Raw genomic sequence first — 19,332 nt, forward strand, 5'->3', positions numbered from 1 at the left:
CTGACCGCTATAAATCAATCTGCTAAATCTAAATCTGCTAGTGGTGGGCAAATATGGTTGATGCATCGCATGCAAAGCCTATACAAGCAAACAGCCGCCCGATCAGATAATAAAGCACCAAAAACAATCACATATTTTAGCCATGGACTGGATTGGATGAGCCCAGAGCTAGCTTAATCATTCATTACTATTCACAGTATTATTCAGTCCACTCTACTTGCCCCGGCCTGATTTCAATATTCTGGCCGGGTTGATTTACAAAACTAAGAAACTGTCCCGCTTGCCCCGGCGAAAGCACGGTTGGACTAGCCACAGCAAAGCTTTCTCTAATTACACTGCCATTTTGATCCACAATCTGGTAATTAACTCTTACAAACCGGACTGGGGTACTACCATTATTAATTACCCTGCCTACAAACGTGCCATTGAGATAATTAGAGGAAACCAAGGCAACTTTCGGTGGTTCCACCTCTTCTTCGTCATCATCATCGTCATCATTGTTAGCAACGGGGGCAGGTGGCGCTTGTTCTGGTTGGCTGGGCTGATTAGTTACTGGGGCGGCTGGGCTGGGAGCGGCCTGGGTTGAATTATTACAGCCTAGCTGATCTAGTTCGGCGGGATCGAAACTCAATGTGCCTGCTGCTACCTGTGACAATCGATCGGCATATTCTAACCAGAGCGCCTGGATTTGTGGATCATTGGTATCTTTGGCATAGGTTTGAGCAATGCCGATCGCGGTTTCCCATTCCTGGGAGCAAAGAGCAACCGATAGGAGATTGGCGGCAGCGGGTTTGGGCATTCCCACCATCGCAGCCAGAGCAATACCGATCGAAGCTAGTAAGGTAATTTTGTAACGCATGGCAGCACCTCCAGGTTAATTTTGGCTGAGGTTAGATAAAACTAAATATACTGGCTAATGTCAACCAGGCCCTAAACCTATTCCTATACCTATTGTAATTAAGCGCAGTGATGCCAATGGATCATTAACACAATCCAGCACCTTTTAGGCTCGATCGGCACATATGTTACCCTCAGCTTAGGGGTTACCAGCTTTTATCCATCCGCTACCGCTACTATTAGTCAACCACAAAAATTATGATGATTGCTGATTTAATCGAGCAGTTACTCTGTCTGGATTGCGAGCCCTCATATTTAAATTGGTCGGGTACTACTCGGTCAGAGTTGAGTTGAATTGATTAGCAGCTATTTAATAGTTTAATCGATCGCTTTCTGTGCAGGCTTTTCAAAACATAGTTGCCGATTATAAATACATAAATACTTTGACAAATTGCCACTCCGAAAAATTTAATTAATGCTGCCAATAAAGTGCCAATAAAGTGCCGATAAAGTGCCGATAAAGCGCCGATAAAGCTTTGTATGCAGCCAAAGAAAAAGGGCGCGATCGTGTTGTTTTTTATGACCTATGAAAATTGCCGCCATAATTCAAGCCAGAATGGGATCAACCCGACTACCAGGTAAAGTAATGATGCAGCTTGGCGATGCTTCGGTGCTGGCGCAGGTGGTGCGGCGATTACAGGCTTGTCCGTTGCTAGATCAGGTGGTGATCGCAACGACGACCAAAGAGCAAGACGAGCCGATCGTCAGTGAAGCCAAAAAGCTGGGTGTGAATTGTTTTCGGGGCAGTGAAGCAAATGTATTGGCGCGCTATTATCTAGCCGCCAAAGCTAACCAAGCCGAGTTAGTTGTCAGGATTACTGCCGATTGCCCCCTCTATGATCCGCAGGTGCTAACCGATATGCTCAGCGAATATCAGCATAAGATTGCCACTGGTGAGCAGGTTGATTACCTTAGTAATGTGCTCAAGCGTAGTTTCCCACGCGGGCTAGACACCGAAATATTCCCGATCGCAGTCCTGGCCGAAACCTATGCAAACGCCAGCCAATCCTATGAACAGGAGCATGTTACCCCCTATATTCACCAGCACCCGGAAAAATTTGCACTGCATGATTATGTGGGCGATCGAGATTGGTCAGCTCATCGCTGGACCCTGGATACGATCGAGGATTGGCAACTCATTACCGCAATTTACAATCGGCTCTATCAACCGGGCGAGATCTTTACCACTCAGGCTGTGATCGAATTGCTCCAGCAGCAGCCAGAACTAGTCCAAATCAATGCCCATGTGGAACAAAAGAAGCTAGCAACATAAATAACAACAAATAAATTAAGAGATTAAGAGATTAAGGCGATCGTGCAAAGTTTGATTAATAAGCTGGGGAGTTTATTCAACCGCCGTGAAAAGCTCCAAATCGGTGTAATTCTGGGCTTAATGGCGATCGCGGCAGCACTGGAAACCTTTACGGTGGGAACTATTCCTGCGTTTGTCGCCCTGTTGAGTAACCCAAATCTACTCCAGACCAATACCACGATCAATTGGGTCTACCAACTGGGGGGATTCAGTTCTGCTAACAATTTTTTGCTTTGGAGCTGTTTTGCCCTAATTGGTTTGTATATTGCCAAGGGTATCTATCTGGCTTTCCTTAACTATGTTTTATATCGCTTCTTATATAACAAATTAGTTGCCACCGCGACCCGGCTATTTGCGGCCTATTTGTATAAGCCCTACACCTTCCATTTACAAAGAAACACTGCCCAACTAATTCGTAATATTAGTTTTGAGGTGGAGCAGGTGTTTGTGGGGGTGTTATTACCGGTGATGAGTATGGCGACAGAACTAATGGTGTTAACTTGCATCGCTTTGCTATTGATTTTGGTGGAGCCAATCACTGCCGCGATCGCTGCTTTAATTCTAGGCACAGCCTTAATCATCTTTAACCAAGCGATTCGCAAGAACATCATCCAGCAAGGGCAACTGCGCCAGCAATATCAGGGCAAAATGCTGCAATCAATCAATCAAGGTTTGGGCGGGATCAAGGAAACCAAGGTGTTAGGGCGTGAGGATTTCTTTGCACATGCCTTTGACCAAAACTGTGCGATCGCAGGCAGGGCAAAACTATCCCTGGGTCTGGCTAATCAGTTACCGAACTTATTTATCGAAACCCTGGTGATTGTAGCCGTATTGGCGATCGTAGCTGTTATTTTGCTGCAAGGTAAATCCAGCCAGTCGGTACTGCCAACTTTATCATTATTTGCAATCGCGGCCTTGCGCTTAATGCCCTCAGTCAAGCGAATCGTCAGCTATAGCAATTCTATCCGCTTCTACAAGTCTTCGCTCGATGCGGTTTATCAGGATTTAATCAGCTTGAGTCAAGAGCCATCTATGGCCAATCAATCTAACTCAACTGATCCGATCGCCCTGACTAATGCGACTAGTGCTAAGCAAAAATCGATCGTGGTTTCGCCTTTAAAATCTAGCCATCAATCAAGCTATAAATATTCGGAGAAGCTAGAAACGCATAATCAAGCGAATCATACCGATCGGATAAGTAAAATTAAGCCAGCGCTTGATATTAAAGGTGGCGAGAACGCTCAAAAGAGTGAATATCTAGATCCAAATTCAACTAATGCTCAAAACCAAGCTAATCACTTTCAAAAAGATCAGGTAGCGCAGCGATCGCCACAATTGAGCTTTAATCATGAAATTACGATCGCAAATCTCACCTACAAATATCCTGGCGCTGAGCAAAATTCGATTCAAAATGTATCCTTGGTCATTCCCAAAGGAGCTGCGATCGCCCTGGTGGGATCTTCTGGGGCTGGTAAAACCACCCTGGCGGATTTGCTGCTGGGGATTCTAACTCCAGATCAGGGTCAAATTCTCGTAGACGGCCATGATATTCATTTGCACCTGGGCGATTGGCAGAGAATAATCGGCTATATTCCGCAGCAGATCTATTTGTCTGATGACACTCTCAGTCGTAATATTGCCTTCGGACTAGAAGCTACTCAAATCGATCGAGAACGGGTTGGGCAGGCTGTTGCTGCCGCTCAACTGGAACAACTAGTTAACCAACTACCCGATCGCTTAGAAACAATTGTGGGTGAGCGCGGTATTCGGTTATCCGGTGGGCAAAGGCAACGGGTGGGGATCGCTAGGGCGCTATACCATAACCCCGAAATTTTAGTTATGGATGAAGCCACCGCCGCCCTTGATAATGTGACTGAGACTGATTTTGTAAAAGCTTTGGAAAGCCTGAGCCAGCAAAAAACAATTATTACGATCGCCCATCGACTCAGCACCGTCAAAAACTACGATCGGCTCTACTTTCTGCAAGCTGGCCAGGTATTGGCATCGGGCAATTACGATCGACTTGTGGAAAGCTGCGCCGAGTTTAGGGCAATGGCACTGGCAAATAAATAATCAATAGTAGGATATTGCCTAATTGTTTGACTCAAATGCCCATGACTAGGAGGCGATCGGCAGCGTAAACCAGAACCTAGAACCCACATCAGGCTGACTAACCACGCCAATTTCGCCGCCATGAGCCAGAATAATTTGTCGGCAGATATATAAACCTAGTCCCAACCCAAAGGCTCGCTTTCCATCACCACGGGCATATAGATCAAATAGTGATTCACATTGATGGGAAGACATGCCCACGCCATCATCTTCAATGCTACAAACCACAAGCGGTGTATTAGCTAGGTTCATGGCTGAAGGTTGCGGTAGGGTTAAGGAATGCTCCTGTGGCCAATCGCTGCCTGGCTCAAACACCTGAGCCTTAATCACTAGTTTTAGACCCGGTGGATTGTGCTTGAGGGCATTGCTGATTAAATTTTGAAATACCCGCCCCAACTGGGTCACATCCCCATATACCGGTTGTAAATTGACATCAATTTGATTCGCTAAACTAGCTTTCTCAGCTACAGCGATCGACTCTAGGTCATTGATAATCCCTTCTACCAAATTGGCCAGATGCACTGATTCACAATAGAGCTTGAGCCCTTTTATATCATTGGCATAGGATTCTAGGAGGGAGTTGATCAAGTTGAGCTGGCGATCGCTACTGCTGCACATTCTTTCCAGTACCCGACGCGGTATGGCAATCGTCTTATCCTGGTCAGGATTTTTATCGAGCAAATTTTGCAACAGCATCAGCATCCCCGTCACTGGATTACGCAGATCGTGGGAAACCGCATGTAAAAAGATGCGCAATGATTCTTCGGCCTGTTGGCGATCGCTAATTTCTTGTTGCAATGCGGCGTTTTGGTCTTGAAGCCGATGTTGCAAGGCTTTGATGGTTAAGTGGGTGTGGAGCCTGGCTAAGACCTCCTCATGTTCGATCGGCTTGGTAATGTAATCGACCGCACCAACATCAAACCCATGTACCTTATCGACCGTATCCGAGAGCGCAGTCATAAAAATCACCGGAATTTCGGCGGTCACGGAATTAGCCTTAAGCCGCTGACAGGTTTCAAACCCATCGATCCCCGGCATCATCACATCCAGTAAAATCAAATCCGGCGTAACGTATTCTAGCTGAGCGATCGCTCCTTCGCCATCGGTCGCCACCAACATCTTGAACCCAGCATCATTGAGCAGATCAAATAGTACACTCAAGTTAGTTGGGTTATCATCTACCACCAATACCACTGGTTGCTTTGCAGTGGTTGCAGCGGCAGCTATGTCATTTTCAGCATATGGTTCCGGCTGTGCTGCCATCTCTTCCCTGCCTAAACTGATCCAAAATAATTCAAGATTACTTCTAATTGCTAATCCATATCCAGGGTTGGGCAATGTCTAATTATAATTGCCTATCTTAATTTATTCATTAGCAAGGGGAAATGTGGATTGCCGCCCATTCTGGGTGAATTTACCCAACTATTAAGGCTTCAGCATTAGTCCTGCGCCAATATTAAATATCCTTATCCGTTAATCCATATCTATTCCAAATCCATCCAGAATTAGCATCTTGGTTAGTTTTGCTGCGATCGCCTTAATTAATCTCTAATACCGATCTCTAATACAGAGTGGGCAACATTGAGTAAAAAGCTGCCTCCTTGCGATCGGCGCAGTACCAAACAGTACCAATTCGATCGCTTTAGCCAAACAACTGAAAGCCTGAAAAACGAGCATAGAGGGATTTGAACCCCCGACACCCAGAACCGGAATCTGGTGCTCTATCCACTGAGCTATATGCCCTGAACTAGCCACAATTAGCTAGGACTAATAAATAATAACCTATCTTGGATTTTTGGGCGCTATTTGCTTAAAAAACCTTACAGCATTATTCAAACTGCGATCGTATCCGTCTGTTGATTGTTGCTCTGGGCTTGAAAAGACCTGACGCTAGTTGATTAATCGATTGATCGCTAGTAAAACCGATGCTGTTCGCTAACCAATTAGGCTTAGCATCTAAGTAAACTTGATTGAGAGAGACAATTGCTACGCTCTGGTTTCAGAGGACTCTGGTGATTTAAGCGACTGAAGCGACTGAAGCGATTGAAGCGATCGAAGCGGTCGAAATGGTAGCGCCCACAATTCGATCGGGTTAAGTGATTGCGGGAATTCTACCAAACCAAGCTTAATTCCCTGAGGGTCTTGGCGCTGCCTGAAAGTACCAAACAAGCGATCCCACCAGCTAAACACGCTGCCATAATTAGAATTGGTTTCCGCCATGATTTGTGAATGGTGAACGCGGTGGAAGTTGGGCGTAACTGTAATGTAGCTGAGTAGATGATCGATTCGTTTTGGTAATGACCAATTGCTGTGATGGAAACAAACGATCGCTGTAAACACAACGTCATAGGCAATAAAATATCTGGGTGCAATACCTAGCAATAAAATTAGCGGCAATTTGGGCAAATTAGAAACCAGCACTTCTAGGAAATGAAACCGATAGGCACTGGAAACATTCATTTCTAGCTCGGTGTGATGCACCCGGTGGAACCGCCAGCCCAAATCCGAGGTGTGCATGAGGCGATGCCACCAGTAAATATAAAAATCCAGCACCACGAAGGTAACTAATGCCGCGATCGCTGGGGATTGCTCATTTATGCCCGATAGTAGCCCCGTGATCGTGGTTTGCTGCCATACCCATTGCAACAGGAAGGTGATGCTAACGCTGGCGGCCAAGGTGTTGACGATCGCCAGAACCACGTTGGGCAAGATGCGAGCAATTAGCGATCGGCGATAATTAAAAAATGGCAACAGGTTTTCTAGTAGGCCAAATCCTAAGATGCTGGCGATCAGGACGATTGACTTGGGATTCATAGGAGAATTAATTGATAGGACTAACACTTCTACTTTAATGAATCCTACAAACAAGTAGGTTAATTCACACTGAGATTATCCTAAAAGCTAGTTATTCTGTAGTAGCAAAGAACTCCTACGACTTAGAAATAATGCCTTAAACTAGGGAAGTAAGCATGAAAATCATAAGGCTTTAAGTGTAATGGCTCAGAAAATAGCCCTCTTCAACCACAAGGGTGGTGTTAGCAAAACTACTACAACGTTCAATCTGGGTTGGATGCTCGCTTCAAAAGGAAAAAGAGTAATTCTGGTAGATACTGATCCTCAGTGTAATTTGACTGGAATGGCTTTAGGAGAAGCAACTGAGGATGACGAAGAGCGAATAGAAAGCATTTATAATACACATTCAAATATCAAGACCGGACTAGCACCAGCATTTGAGTCTCAACCTAGAGCGATCGAAGCAGTTGATTGTATTCAAGTAAATAATCAGGATGGATTATTTCTATTACCAGGTCATGTTGGTTTTGCAGAATATGAAGTTACTCTGGGTATCGCCCAAGAGTTAAGCGGCTCAGTCCAAACCCTGAAAAATGTACCTGGCTCAATTTCAGATTTGTTAGAAAAAACAGCTAGAAAGTTTGATGCTGATTACTTGCTGATTGATATGAGTCCTAGCCTGGGAGCAATCAACCAGAATTTGTTAATGACCAGTGACTTTTTTATCGTACCAACCACGGCTGACTTTTTCTCTGTAATGGCGATCGATTCCCTAGCCAGTGTGTTACCAAAGTGGCACGCATGGGCAAAAGCAGCAAGTTCATTGCCAATTTACAAGAATGCTAACTATCCGTTTCCAGAGGTTACACTTAAGTTCCTTGGTACAATCATTCAGAATTATCGTATTATTCGCGGCAAAGAAACCGTTGCTTTTGAGAAATGGATTCAGAAGATTGAAGGAGATGTATCATCCAAATTAGTACCTGAATTTAGAAAGATGGATATGATGCTACCTGAAGCAGTATATGGTGCACAGGAGATTGGGGAAACTTTTTGCCTGACGAAAATCTCTAACTTTAATAGCCTTATTGCACTTTCCCAAGAGCACCAGACTCCCATTTATGACCTTACACCCAAGCAACTTAAGCAAGGAGGTAAAGTTCTAAGCACAAGTCAGAAAAAACAGGAAGAATTCCGGCAGGTGTTTAATGACTTAGCAGAAAAGATTATTGGCTTAACCTCGGCTGCATATGCAATCAGCGCTTGACCAATTCCGAATTAGCGTCGCCCGTGTTCGTGACCTGATATCTCTTCATAATTCTCTCAAAGCCCAAGCCACGCCTGTAATAGATCTATCGGATCTTTTGAGGGCATCTCTGGTTATGACTGTAAGTGCTTTGGATTACTACATTCATGAGGTTGTTGTCTTTGGGATGCTAGAAATTCATCGAGGAAACCGCCCCGAACCCCTTCCATCAAAAAATAATATTCAGTCTGCTTTTGCCCGCTTTCAAGTTTCATTGGGTGGGGCGCGCCAGGAAAGATTAATAGCAATAGATATTGCTAATTGGCTGGAACAAGAGATCCAAGTAAATCAAGGCGCTCCTTTTTTGCAGCAATCCCATCTAGTTTCTTCCTTGCTCCCTGTTATATCAACCAGCGTAAAAAATAGGCTTGACAAGGCTTCATGGTTAGAAGACGAAATACGAGAACGACTTGGATATAAAAGTTTTCAACATCCAGATAAGATTGCTGAGGCGATTAGATTGATCTCAGATAAGAAATTGTGGGATGAAGTAGCCGTAAATATGGATTTGGATGCGAAGGACATCAAACAAGAACTCATTGCCATAGTCGATCGCAGAAACAAAATCGCCCACGAAGCGGACATAGATCCTACGTTTGGTATTGGCGGTCGCTGGAATATTGACGAAATCATGGTTAATGATGTGATTGACTTTATTGAGAAGGTGGTTGAAAGTATCCACCAAATTTTATGAATTGTGTACTAGCGATCGCTCCTCCGCCATTCCTTGTCAGCGTGCCAAGATACAACCATTAGTAGGAGTTGCTGAGCAAAGATATAGGGTATACAGATATATAACTAACTCAGCTAGCGCGATCCTGCCATACTTAACTATTCTCAAACATCTTCAAATCTTAATTCAATCCAAGCACTAGCCCATGAAGACCCCGATCACCTGGTGGCAACGTTTATTACACCTGCGGCAAATCGAATCGCAGCAGCAGTCTGCAGCAACCTTGGCGCAATCGGAGCAGCAAGGACTTGAAGATAAGATCACAACCAAAGTTAACCAAGAATGCAAGCAAGCCACTGCCCAAGATCAAACAGCGATCCAAAGGATGAGACGGCAATGCATTTTGAGGCGGCAAAGAAAACTATGGCAAGCAAAGGCCAAAGATCGATCGTTTAAGGCGATCGCCATGGTGACAATTATTGCCGTGGCTGGGTCAGCAATTAGTAGCTACCTGGTACTGCGTAAAGTAATTTTAAAAAATGCGCGCCAAAGCGCCATGCACAAGGTGCAGCAAACCGGCGCAGATCTCGATAACTGGCTAGCCAGACTGCAAGCTCAGGTAGAATCAGCCGCCAACTACCCCCAGGTTCGATCGCTAGATTGGCAACAGGCCGAACCATTTTTGCAACTAGAACAGCAGCGAACGCCAGATTTTTATTTGATTACCCTGGCAATGGCTAACGGTGTTTTTTTTAATACAATAGCTGGGGCACATCCAGGCGAGCATATCCGAGATCAGCATTTTTTCCAAAAGGCCATGGGTGGGAAAACCTATGTTTCCAATTTAGAAATTTCCAGCTCTACTGGGGTACGACAAATTAGCATTGCTGCGCCAATCTGGATTATTCCCCCCAGTAATCAAGCCCAACTGACACCAGAAGCAGCGAGTACCCGCAAAGCTAGCTTAATGGCGATGGGGATGGAAGGCGATCGCCTCCACCCAAAGCAACCAATCGGGGTATTGACTGGAGCGGTTGAGTTGGATTATGTCCAGGATCTAATCGCTGGGATTAATACTGGTGGAGATAGCTATGCTTTTGCCCTGGATGCCAATGGTATTTTTCTGGCTCACCGCGATCGCTACAAAATGGAAGCAAAGGAAAGCTTGCTGGCTAGTTCTAATCCTGGCCTTACGGCGATCGCCAGCCGGATGGTTAATGGCCAAGATGGCATTGAACTGGTGGAGATGCAAAAAGACAATCAAATTAAGCCCAAATATATTGCCTATGCGCCATTAGCGAATGCCAACTGGTCGATCGCCCTGGTAATCCCGCGCCATGAATTAGAGAAAAGCCTGTGGGGGTTGAATATCTTTGCGGCGATTTTTGGTGGTCTATTGATTGCTACCACCGTCGGCATGTTGCGCTATCTCAAGTTGTTACGCCGCAGCCGTGAGAATGCCGAAGCCCTCCAACAGGCCAATGAGCGATCGCGGTTTGAAAGTAATCAACGACTGCAAACCCAGGCAGCATTAATTGAAAGAATGTCGCTGGCGGCATTGAGTGCAGATATTGGCATTGCCCTCACCCAGGGTAGCCATCTAGCGGAAACTTTACATCGCTGCGCCGAAGCACTGGCCAATCACCTGGACGCAGAATTTGTCCATTTATGGACGATCAAAGCGATCAATGCCCTGGAGCAGGAGACCGATGATGTCTTGCTGTTGCGGGCAAGTGCGGGCAAGCAGATCGAGAACCTGAAACCGCCCTACAAAACAATCGCCGGAGTCAGACCGCAAATTGATCTCCATGCCTACCTGGAGCGCATTGCAATCACCCCCAATTTAGATCAACATCTAGATCAACACCTGGATCAACACCTGGATCAACACCTGGATCAACCAGAAAATGCATCAAGCTTAGACCCGGCCAAGTTGTTAGCCCAATCAACGGTAAGCACCCTGGATGGTGTGGTGGCAGAACAAATGCTTGCCGCCAAGCAAAATGGTGAAATTGCGTTTGCCGACTATCCTCTAATTGCCGAGGAAAAACTAGTCGGGGTGATGGCAATTTGGGCAAAACAACCATTAACCGGCACGATCATTGAAGAAATGGCCGCGATCGCCAATGAGATCGCCTTTGGTATTTCCCATAAGCTAGTTGAAGCAGCGCTGCGCGAGAGTGAATCACAATTTCGAGCCACCTTTGACCAAGCACCCGTGGGCATTGTGCATGTATCCCGCGAAGGCAAGTGGCTACGCATGAACCAGCGCTATTGCGATATTGTCGGCTATGCGCCCGATGAGTTGATTCAACTTAGCTATAGTGACATTACCCATCCTGATGATCACCATGTAGACAATCAGGTTTATGACCAGCTTTGGTCGGGCGAAATCTCTAACTATACGATCGAAAAGCGCTATATTCGCAAAGACCGAGCGATCGTCTGGGTCTATGTCACAGTCTCGCTGGTTTATGATGCCAATAGCCTACCCAAATATTTTGTGGCCGTCGTCGAAGATATTACCAAAAGCAAAGTAGCAGAAGTAGAGCTAAAACAAGCCAAAGAAGCAGCGGAGTCGGCTAATCATGCCAAAAGTGAATTTCTGGCCAATATGAGCCATGAACTAAGAACCCCCCTCAATGGCATTCTTGGCTATGCCCAGATTCTGCGGCGGAACAGATTCCGTGAGGGTGATTCGCAGCAGTTCCAACAGGGACTAGAAACAATTCAGCAATGTGGCGATCACCTGCTGACGTTGATCAATGATGTGCTGGATCTATCCAAGATTGAAGCCAAAAAGATGGAATTACGCCATGCTGAGTTTCATTTTGCCCATTTCCTGGCAAATATCGCAGAAATATTCCGCCTCAAAGCAGCTCAGAAAGATATTGCCTTTACCTTTGAACCAGCCGCCGATCTGCCTTTATGTTTAATTGGCGATGAACAAAAGTTGCGCCAGGTGTTAATCAACTTGATCAGCAATGCGGTTAAGTTTACCGATCGCGGTGGGGTGGTGATGCGGGTGAGCGTGGTAGAGCAATTAGATCCACCAGAGCAACCAGAATTAAGCGATCGCCCTGCACCTGAAGCCCCAACGAAACCCCAATCAGTAAAGCTACGTTTTCAAATTGAAGATACGGGTAAAGGGATTGCCACTGATCAACTAACGGAAATATTTTTGCCCTTCCAACAGGCGGAACATAGCAAATTCACAGAAGGAACTGGCCTGGGGCTGGCGATCAGCAAAAAGCTGGTGGCGATGATGGGCGCGGAACTAATGGTTGAAAGCCAGGTAGGTGTGGGTAGCACCTTCTGGTTTGAGGTTAATTTAGGGGTTGTGCATCACCCTGAGCAATTCAAGCGATCGCCAGATGGGAGCGAAACTGGGCAAATTATTGGCTATGCTGGCCGCGAGCGTAAGGTTTTGGTGGTGGACGATCACCTGGAAAACCGCATGGTTTTAAGCAGTTTACTGACCAGTATGGGGTTTGCGGTGATTGAAGCAGACAATGGTATTAGTTGCTTGCAACAGGCGCAGACCTGCCAACCGGATATTATTTTTATGGATATTGTAATGCCGGTGATGGATGGGATTGAGGCGATCCGCCGGCTCCGCCAACTAGAATCCTGGCAACAAGTACCGATCGTGGTAACCTCTGCCAGTGCTTTTGACCACGATCAACAGGCGAGCCAGTCGGCTGGTAGTAGTGATTTTATTTCCAAGCCGATCGTGATGACTGAATTAATTAATTGCTTGCAGCGACATCTGGGGCTGGAGTGGCAGTACGAGCAGCAAACTAAGGATACTCCGGCTAGCGGGAATGGGGAGAACGGCCAGCACAACCCTGACAGTATTTCTAGGCTTAATTCTTCTGAATTGATTAACCAGCAACATAGTCAAAATGGACAGGAGCGATCGCTAGTATTCCCGGCTCCAGACCAACTAGAAGCTTTCTATCAGATGGCCTTGATTGGTGATGTTAGCAGTATCATGTCTCAGGCGGAGGCGATCGCTAAGCAGAATCAACAGTATGATTTATTTGCGACCCAGCTATGTCAGATGGCACGAAGGTTTGAGGTCAGGCAGTTGCAAGATTTTTTAGGCAAACAGCTTGCTAAAACATAATTGCTAATCGAGTGCGTTAGTCAACTCAGACATAGCCCCTCACCAGTTAAATCACTCATATCTACCATACATAGCATTTATGGCACTGTTTTCTGTGTTTTTAGCAAGAGTATTATTTTGCGATCGCAACCAAGCCCACAACTGATCGCCATAGGAAAAATGCCACCACTCATTGGGATGGCGTTCAAACCCAGCCTGATGCATACATGCAAAAAGTAACTCTCGGTTAGCATGTGCCTGTTGTGCCGCTGGGGTATCGATCGCAGCAAAATAGTCAGGAATCGATCGCGGTGAGATCTCATCGATCGGTGAACCCATGTTCACTGCGGTCTGATTATGATCCACTAGCGTAATATCGATTGCCGCACCAGTGCTATGGGGTGGCGGTGTGGCTGGGTCTTCACTTGGGATCGCCCAAAAGTTCAGCACTTCAGCGATTAACTCCTGCTCCTGCTGGCTGCTAAGCTGATTAAGATCCCAGCTTTTTGCTTTAGCCAATTGCGATCGCTCATGCTCAACCATAAATTTTTGCACGGCGATCGGGCGATAAGCATCGAAAATCTTGATTTTCCAGTTGGGGCATTGCAACTGTAAATAAGCCTGAGCCTTAATTAGTCGCTGTAATACCCCACTCCGCAGCGAAAAGGGCGATTTGTCAGCATAGGGAGCGCCCAGCAAACTGTACATATGTGGCTGAAAAAAAGCAAATTCAGTGGGAATATCAACCAGTGGCTCCGATGATTCAATAATTGGGACGTTTTGATAGGGCTTCATGGGCTAGATGCTGACTGAATGTGGGTGGATGTAGCTGGATGTGGCTAGATATGAAATCTGGCTGGATGCATAGATGGCGCAACGAGCGATCGCAAAGGGAATTAAAAAAGTTGAATTGAGTACAATTATGTTGATAGCAACAGCGATCGGACATAGCAGCGGTTATGGCAGGAATTTTTAATCTGATCTAGTAAAATCCCGACTAAAATGCTAGATTTCCGCCAGTATCAGTTAGAATCAATGCCATATTATTTTGTGTGACTTATTTTAAGTGCAAATACTTATCGAAGCTGGTGATCAAACTCTAAAATTTAATTTAGGGCTCTAATTGCCTAAATCCTAATTAACATCTAGCTGGCTAGATGACTAGATTGCTAAAAAGCTGTATATGTATCTGCATAATGGAGCCAGAATTAATCGTCGCAGCGTAACTACGCCAATTTGATTGATTTTAGTTGGCATATGTTTTTCCAGGCTTTTGCGGCTCGCCTAATTTTTGGGCTTAGGTTTTAAGGTGTGGACTGAAAATATAACAAGATTTGCTATGAAATGTGAGGAGGGTAGGGCTATCAATAACACTACACAGGTCAAAGAAGAAGTTAAAGCGGTGCAACGCGAGCAACTCACGGATAATCAAAATCAGCAAGAGTCAGTGTTGCATATCACTGGGCGATCGCCTTTAGCTGGGTTTGTACCCATCAGTGGCGCAAAAAATTCTGCCTTGGCGATCATGGCTGGATCGTTGCTTTCATCGGATGGGTGCCGCATTCGTAATATCCCCTCGCTGGTGGATGTAAAACGGATGTGCGATATTCTAGCGGCAGTGGGGGTTAAGGTCGATCGCAACGGTAACGATGGAGCCATCGAAGTCGATTCACGGCACATTGGCCAGTCTTCGGCTCCCTATGAGTTGGTGAGCAAACTCAGAGCCAGCTTTTTTGTGATTGGACCACTCTTAGCCCGGTTGGGCATTGCCCGAATTCCATTGCCAGGCGGTTGTGCGATCGGTGCTAGGCCAGTCGATCTGCATGTGCGTGGTTTGCAAATGCTGGGTGCGGATGTACGGATCGAGCATGGCATTGTACAGGCCTATTCCAAGCAGCCCGGTGGCAGACTCAAGGGCGCTAAGATCTATTTGGATTATCCTAGCGTTGGCGCGACCGAAACAATCATGATGGCGGCGACCCTGGCGGAGGGTGAAACAATTATTGAAAATTCTGCCCAGGAACCAGAAGTAGTCGATCTAGCTAATTTCTGCCGTGCCATGGGTGCCAAAATTCGCGGCGCAGGCACCAAAACGATTACGATCGATGGTGTGCCCAGGATGCACTTTGCCGACTATGCAATCATTCCCGATCGAGTTGAGGCTGCAACCTTCATGATGGCGGCGGCGATCACCCGATCGACCCTAACTCTTGCCCCGGTGATCCCTGACCATTTGATTGCGGTAATTGCCAAGCTCCAGGAAGTCGGTATTGGCGTAATCCAGGAATCCCCCAACCGGATCAGGATCGAAGGCGATCGCATCCATCGGGGTACAGACATTGAAACCCTGCCCTATCCGGGCTTCCCTACTGATATGCAGGCACAGTTCACGGCTTTGTTGACCCTGGCTGAAGGCAATAGCGTCGTGACCGAAACGGTATTTGAAAACCGTCTTCAACATGTGGCCGAGCTATGCCGGATGGGTGCAAATATTCGCTTGAAAGGTAATAATGCCCTGATTACTGGCGTACCAAATTTGTCCGGTGCTCCGGTGATGGCCTCTGACCTGCGGGCTTCGGCGGCATTGGTAATTGCTGGATTGGCAGCGGAGGGAGTCACCCAGATTAAAGGGTTGCACCACCTCGATCGCGGTTACGATCGGATTGAAGAAAAGTTGCTGAATATTGGTGCGAAGGTAAGCCGTTCGATCGTGGAGCCGGAAAGCACGTAAAATCTGGTTGCCCAGAGCTAGAGTAAAAACTAACCCCCTGGGTTGGGTGTTGGATTCCGGGTCAATAGATCATAATAGGCTTCTAAGCCAATCAATAGACTGCCTCGATCGATTTTGATGGGGCAGTTTAACTATGGGTAGATGGGCAAAGTTAGCTAGACTAGATCCACCACTTTGCAGATAATAACTAACTCAATCTCAGTAAGCAATACATGGCTCGATGTGCGATCGCAATAGGCAGTAATTTAGGCGACTCTTTGCAGATAGTTGCCGATGCCATAGCGCAATTAAACAGCAATCCCCAGCTAGAAGTTGTGCAATTGTCGCGCTGGTATAAAACCAAGGCGGTGACCAAATTAATTACCCGAACCGTGAATGTTGGTGCAGGATTGCGATCGCCCTCAACGCCATTGGATAGCTTGGTGAGCGGTTTTCCAAGCGATGGGTTTGATGATTTGAACGGATCACCTCAGCCAGATTTTATCAATGGTTGTGCGATCGCCGAAACCTCTTTGTCCCCCCTGGCAATCCTGGCATTGTTGCTAGAGCTTGAGAAAAACTTTGGCCGACAACGCCGGAAACGCTGGGATGCCCGCACCCTGGATCTAGATTTATTGCTCTATGATGATCTGGTGCTGGAGTTACCAGAATTAATTTTACCGCACCCGCGCATGGGCGATCGTGCCTTTGTGATGCTCCCCCTGGTGGAAATTGCCCCCGATTGGTGGCATCCTATATTTGGCAAGACGATCGCTGAATTAGCCCTCGATCCGCCTGATCTAAATGTTTGTCAGCCAATCCCCTTGGAGCAGGATGTTTCAGCTTAGGATGCGATCTAGCGATATGCTCCCCCTTTCTTTCGATCCCTTTCTTTCGATCGGTCGAGCTTATAGATCGGCTCACGATTGACTGAAGTATCGATCTTCTGGCATGATTCCAATCCTTGTGGTTGAAGTATGAGCTACCCACCTAAAAATCACTATCGATTGGGTCAATTAAGCCAATTAGACTATTAAATTTCTCACCTGATTATCTCTGCAACATCTTTAGTTGAGACAAAACCATCAACAGTTACGATTATTTAGATTATTTTTTAGATTATTTTAAAAACGCCCCCTAATATTGAAATCCTGATTATGTTGCCTCCCTTTGTGGTTCTCGATCCAATCATTTCAGCCTGGCTGCGCGAAGACATTGGCCGGGGCGATCGCACCACCGATTGCCTGTTTGCCAATGGTTCACCTGTGGGTAGGGCAGAGATAGTTGCAAAAGAAGCGGGGGTAATCGCTGGCCTGCCGATCGCTAAGCGCTCTTTTTATCTCCTCGATCCAGAGGTGGAATTTAAGCAATTAGTCGAAGATGGCACAGAGTGCGAGAAGGGACAAAAAATTGCCACGATCGCTGGGAGTTTGTCTAGCTTGCTAACTGGTGAACGGGTGGCGTTGAATATTTTGATGCAACTGTCGGGAATCAGCAGCCTGACGCGGGAATATGGATTGGCGATCGCTGACCTGCCCACCCAGCTCGTTGATACCCGCAAAACCACACCAGGACTGCGATTGTTTGAAAAATATGCCACCCAAGTTGGCGGCGCGATCAATCATCGGCTGGGGTTGGATGATGCGGTGATGATTAAGGATAATCACATCATTGCGGCCGGAGGCATTACCAAGGCGGTGCAGCAAATTCGTGCCCAGATGCCTTTCACCACCACGATCGAAGTGGAAACCGAAAATATCGATCAGGTCAAAGAAGCCCTTTTGCAACGGGTGGATATTATTATGCTGGATAATATGTCAGCGGAATTGATGAGTGAAGCGATCGCCCTGATCCGCAGCCAAGATCCCAAGGTCAAGATCGAGGCTTCCGGCAACATTACCATCGTAACTATTCGCAGCGTGGCGGAATTAGAGGTGGATTATATTTCTACCAGTGCGATGGTGGCGCGATCGCGGTGGCTGGATTTGAGCATGAATATTAATTAGCATTGCTAGTCTAATTTCTTAATGATCATAAACCGCAAACTTTGGATCTAACCATATGGCATGAAACGTTTGTTCCTGGCGATAGCCAATCATGGGCGCTTTACCAAAACATCGAAATGCAATAAAGTGCTTTACGTCTTCGGTAATCTCTTGGGGAATAGCAACTTTGATTGAATCTCGACTAATCTTTTCATAGCCAGCACCGTGTCTAGGTGATGTTTTCAAGTTTTTCCAGGGAAGTCCTGAGAGCAGATGGATCCGATTTGCTAACTGGGCTTTTTCATCTTTACTACAGGCTTTGATATTGAAGCTAGATTGAAGCAGGTAAAAAGAGAATAATGGCTTATCCTCGCTAGTTCCGCCACGATCTGGATGCACCTTAACAATGTTTCCTTTTTCGTTAGGTTTTGCGGCTCTAGGTTTCTTAGGCATCTACCAATAAAGTCTTAAAGTATTCTTTCATTTTTTGATAAGAAATAATTTGCCCAGTCTCCGTGCTAGACCAAGGCAGTTCTTCGTAGGTCATGTTTTTCAATTTCCATGCCGAGAATTGCCCATATATCTTTTGGACATCTTCTAAAAGCTCAAGTACCTCTGGTTTAAAAACTTCGAGATTGAAATCCTCTGGAGAAGGTAGAGGTTTGGAGTCATAAATCTTAAACTTTTGGTAAAGCTCAGGTATAACAGGGCCATGAACCCAGGCTTGGATTTCTTCAGAGAACAACGGCTGCCCGAACATGGCCAGATGAAAGCCTTGAGCATAATAGACAAGTTTCTGTAGCTTTAAGTTGGAGATAAGGTCGCCAGCATCTTCATCAGCTTGGGAGAGAAAGAAATTAGCAACATCAAAACAGCTAATCATGAATTGTGCCTTTAGGAAAAAGTTAAATTAACTTATCATGAATATTGTATCATTTATTAATTAGCTAATAATCACTTCGTTGGTAGCGATCGCCACTGGGCTGAGCTAAATCTAGCTGCGATCGCTTTGATTTTGGTTATAATACTTGGGCAGTATGCTTTAATGACTTAATTGCAGTTGACTGAAATAGTTGGCTAGTAAATAGGCCGATCGCCCTAAAGCCAAGTGAATCGCTATAGAGCATCGATCGCCAGAATTGAAAGAGTATTAACTTTAGGTATTTTTAAGTAAACATGGCAAAGCGCTACGTCATCGATCCCCAGGAAGTAATCCATCGCGTTGAAGATTTGGTGGCTGCTTCCTCCAATCGCTACAAAATCACCGTCCAGGTGGCCAACCGTGCCAAGCACCGCCGCTATGAAGAAATTGAAGAATATGACGATCGCGCCATGAAGCCGATTGTCCGCGCCGTGATTGAAATGTCCGATGAACTCACCCAGCCAGAAATCCTCAGCGACGAAGATTAGTTGCTAATTATTGGGTTTGAGTAACA

Annotated in this window: 15 protein-coding genes and 1 tRNA gene; 9 read left to right on the top strand and 7 right to left on the bottom strand. The window is 46.0% G+C overall.

Annotated features, from left to right (window positions below; translation table 11 throughout):
* Window positions 1-199: 199 nt before the first annotated feature.
* Window positions 200-859, bottom strand: coding sequence for an FxLYD domain-containing protein (locus PSE7367_RS11220; protein ID WP_015165462.1), 660 nt, complete (start codon window positions 857-859; stop codon window positions 200-202).
* A 564-nt stretch (window positions 860-1,423) separates the two neighbouring features.
* Between PSE7367_RS11220 and PSE7367_RS11225 the strand changes: the two genes are divergently transcribed.
* Entirely contained in the window at window positions 1,424-2,170 is a 747-nt protein-coding gene (locus PSE7367_RS11225; protein WP_015165463.1) for a cytidylyltransferase domain-containing protein, read from the top strand.
* 42 nt (window positions 2,171-2,212) lie between these two features.
* Window positions 2,213-4,282, top strand: coding sequence for an ABC transporter ATP-binding protein (locus PSE7367_RS11230; protein ID WP_015165464.1), 2,070 nt, complete (start codon window positions 2,213-2,215; stop codon window positions 4,280-4,282).
* A gap of 45 nt (window positions 4,283-4,327) precedes the next feature.
* On the opposite strand, the gene PSE7367_RS11235 is transcribed toward PSE7367_RS11230, so the two are convergent.
* The 3 genes from PSE7367_RS11235 to PSE7367_RS11245 all read right to left on the bottom strand — a co-directional run bounded on the left by PSE7367_RS11235 (window position 4,328) and on the right by PSE7367_RS11245 (window position 7,135).
* A complete protein-coding gene (locus tag PSE7367_RS11235; RefSeq protein WP_015165465.1) occupies window positions 4,328-5,584 on the bottom strand; it encodes a hybrid sensor histidine kinase/response regulator in 1,257 nt (418 codons plus the stop codon).
* Between the two features lie 407 nt (window positions 5,585-5,991).
* Window positions 5,992-6,064: transfer RNA gene (locus PSE7367_RS11240), tRNA-Arg, on the bottom strand.
* Between the two features lie 243 nt (window positions 6,065-6,307).
* Window positions 6,308-7,135 (bottom strand): sterol desaturase family protein, encoded by an 828-nt coding sequence (locus PSE7367_RS11245; protein WP_015165466.1) that lies wholly within the window; start codon window positions 7,133-7,135, stop codon window positions 6,308-6,310.
* 181 nt (window positions 7,136-7,316) lie between these two features.
* Here PSE7367_RS11245 and PSE7367_RS11250 point away from each other — a divergent pair, with 181 nt between their 5' ends.
* From PSE7367_RS11250 to PSE7367_RS20460, 3 genes are all read left to right on the top strand, one after another.
* A complete protein-coding gene (locus PSE7367_RS11250) occupies window positions 7,317-8,381 on the top strand; it encodes a ParA family protein (protein WP_015165467.1) in 1,065 nt (354 codons plus the stop codon).
* Window positions 8,365-9,114, top strand: coding sequence for a HEPN domain-containing protein (locus PSE7367_RS11255; RefSeq protein ID WP_015165468.1), 750 nt, complete (start codon window positions 8,365-8,367; stop codon window positions 9,112-9,114). Before PSE7367_RS11250 ends, PSE7367_RS11255 begins: the two co-directional genes overlap by 17 nt.
* Before the next feature lie 184 nt (window positions 9,115-9,298).
* Entirely contained in the window at window positions 9,299-13,222 is a 3,924-nt protein-coding gene (locus PSE7367_RS20460) for a hybrid sensor histidine kinase/response regulator (RefSeq protein ID WP_015165469.1), read from the top strand.
* A gap of 51 nt (window positions 13,223-13,273) precedes the next feature.
* Here PSE7367_RS20460 and PSE7367_RS11265 read toward each other — a convergent pair whose 3' ends face one another.
* Entirely contained in the window at window positions 13,274-13,996 is a 723-nt protein-coding gene (locus tag PSE7367_RS11265) for a M15 family metallopeptidase (RefSeq protein WP_015165470.1), read from the bottom strand.
* 544 nt (window positions 13,997-14,540) lie between these two features.
* On the opposite strand from PSE7367_RS11265, the gene murA reads away from it, so the two are divergent.
* From murA to nadC, 3 genes are all read left to right on the top strand, one after another.
* Entirely contained in the window at window positions 14,541-15,932 is a 1,392-nt protein-coding gene (murA, locus tag PSE7367_RS11270) for a UDP-N-acetylglucosamine 1-carboxyvinyltransferase (protein WP_015165471.1), read from the top strand.
* Window positions 15,933-16,144: 212 nt separating this feature from the next.
* Window positions 16,145-16,759 (top strand): 2-amino-4-hydroxy-6-hydroxymethyldihydropteridine diphosphokinase, encoded by a 615-nt coding sequence (gene folK / locus PSE7367_RS11275; RefSeq protein ID WP_015165472.1) that lies wholly within the window; start codon window positions 16,145-16,147, stop codon window positions 16,757-16,759.
* 309 nt (window positions 16,760-17,068) lie between these two features.
* Window positions 17,069-17,917: a carboxylating nicotinate-nucleotide diphosphorylase gene (gene nadC, locus PSE7367_RS11280; protein WP_015165473.1), complete on the top strand. Its 849-nt coding sequence runs from the start codon at window positions 17,069-17,071 to the stop codon at window positions 17,915-17,917.
* A gap of 18 nt (window positions 17,918-17,935) precedes the next feature.
* On the opposite strand, the gene PSE7367_RS11285 is transcribed toward nadC, so the two are convergent.
* On the bottom strand, window positions 17,936-18,349 hold the full coding sequence (locus tag PSE7367_RS11285) for a hypothetical protein (protein WP_015165474.1): 414 nt from the start codon (window positions 18,347-18,349) through the stop codon (window positions 17,936-17,938).
* Window positions 18,342-18,779: a Panacea domain-containing protein gene (locus tag PSE7367_RS11290; RefSeq protein ID WP_015165475.1), complete on the bottom strand. Its 438-nt coding sequence runs from the start codon at window positions 18,777-18,779 to the stop codon at window positions 18,342-18,344. Before PSE7367_RS11290 ends, PSE7367_RS11285 begins: the two co-directional genes overlap by 8 nt.
* Before the next feature lie 293 nt (window positions 18,780-19,072).
* Here PSE7367_RS11290 and PSE7367_RS11295 point away from each other — a divergent pair, with 293 nt between their 5' ends.
* Entirely contained in the window at window positions 19,073-19,306 is a 234-nt protein-coding gene (locus PSE7367_RS11295) for a DNA-directed RNA polymerase subunit omega (protein ID WP_015165476.1), read from the top strand.
* Window positions 19,307-19,332: the final 26 nt, after the last annotated feature.

Origin of the sequence: Pseudanabaena sp. PCC 7367 (genome assembly GCF_000317065.1) — a bacterium.
Taxonomy (GTDB): domain Bacteria; phylum Cyanobacteriota; class Cyanobacteriia; order Pseudanabaenales; family Pseudanabaenaceae; genus Thalassoporum; species Thalassoporum mexicanum.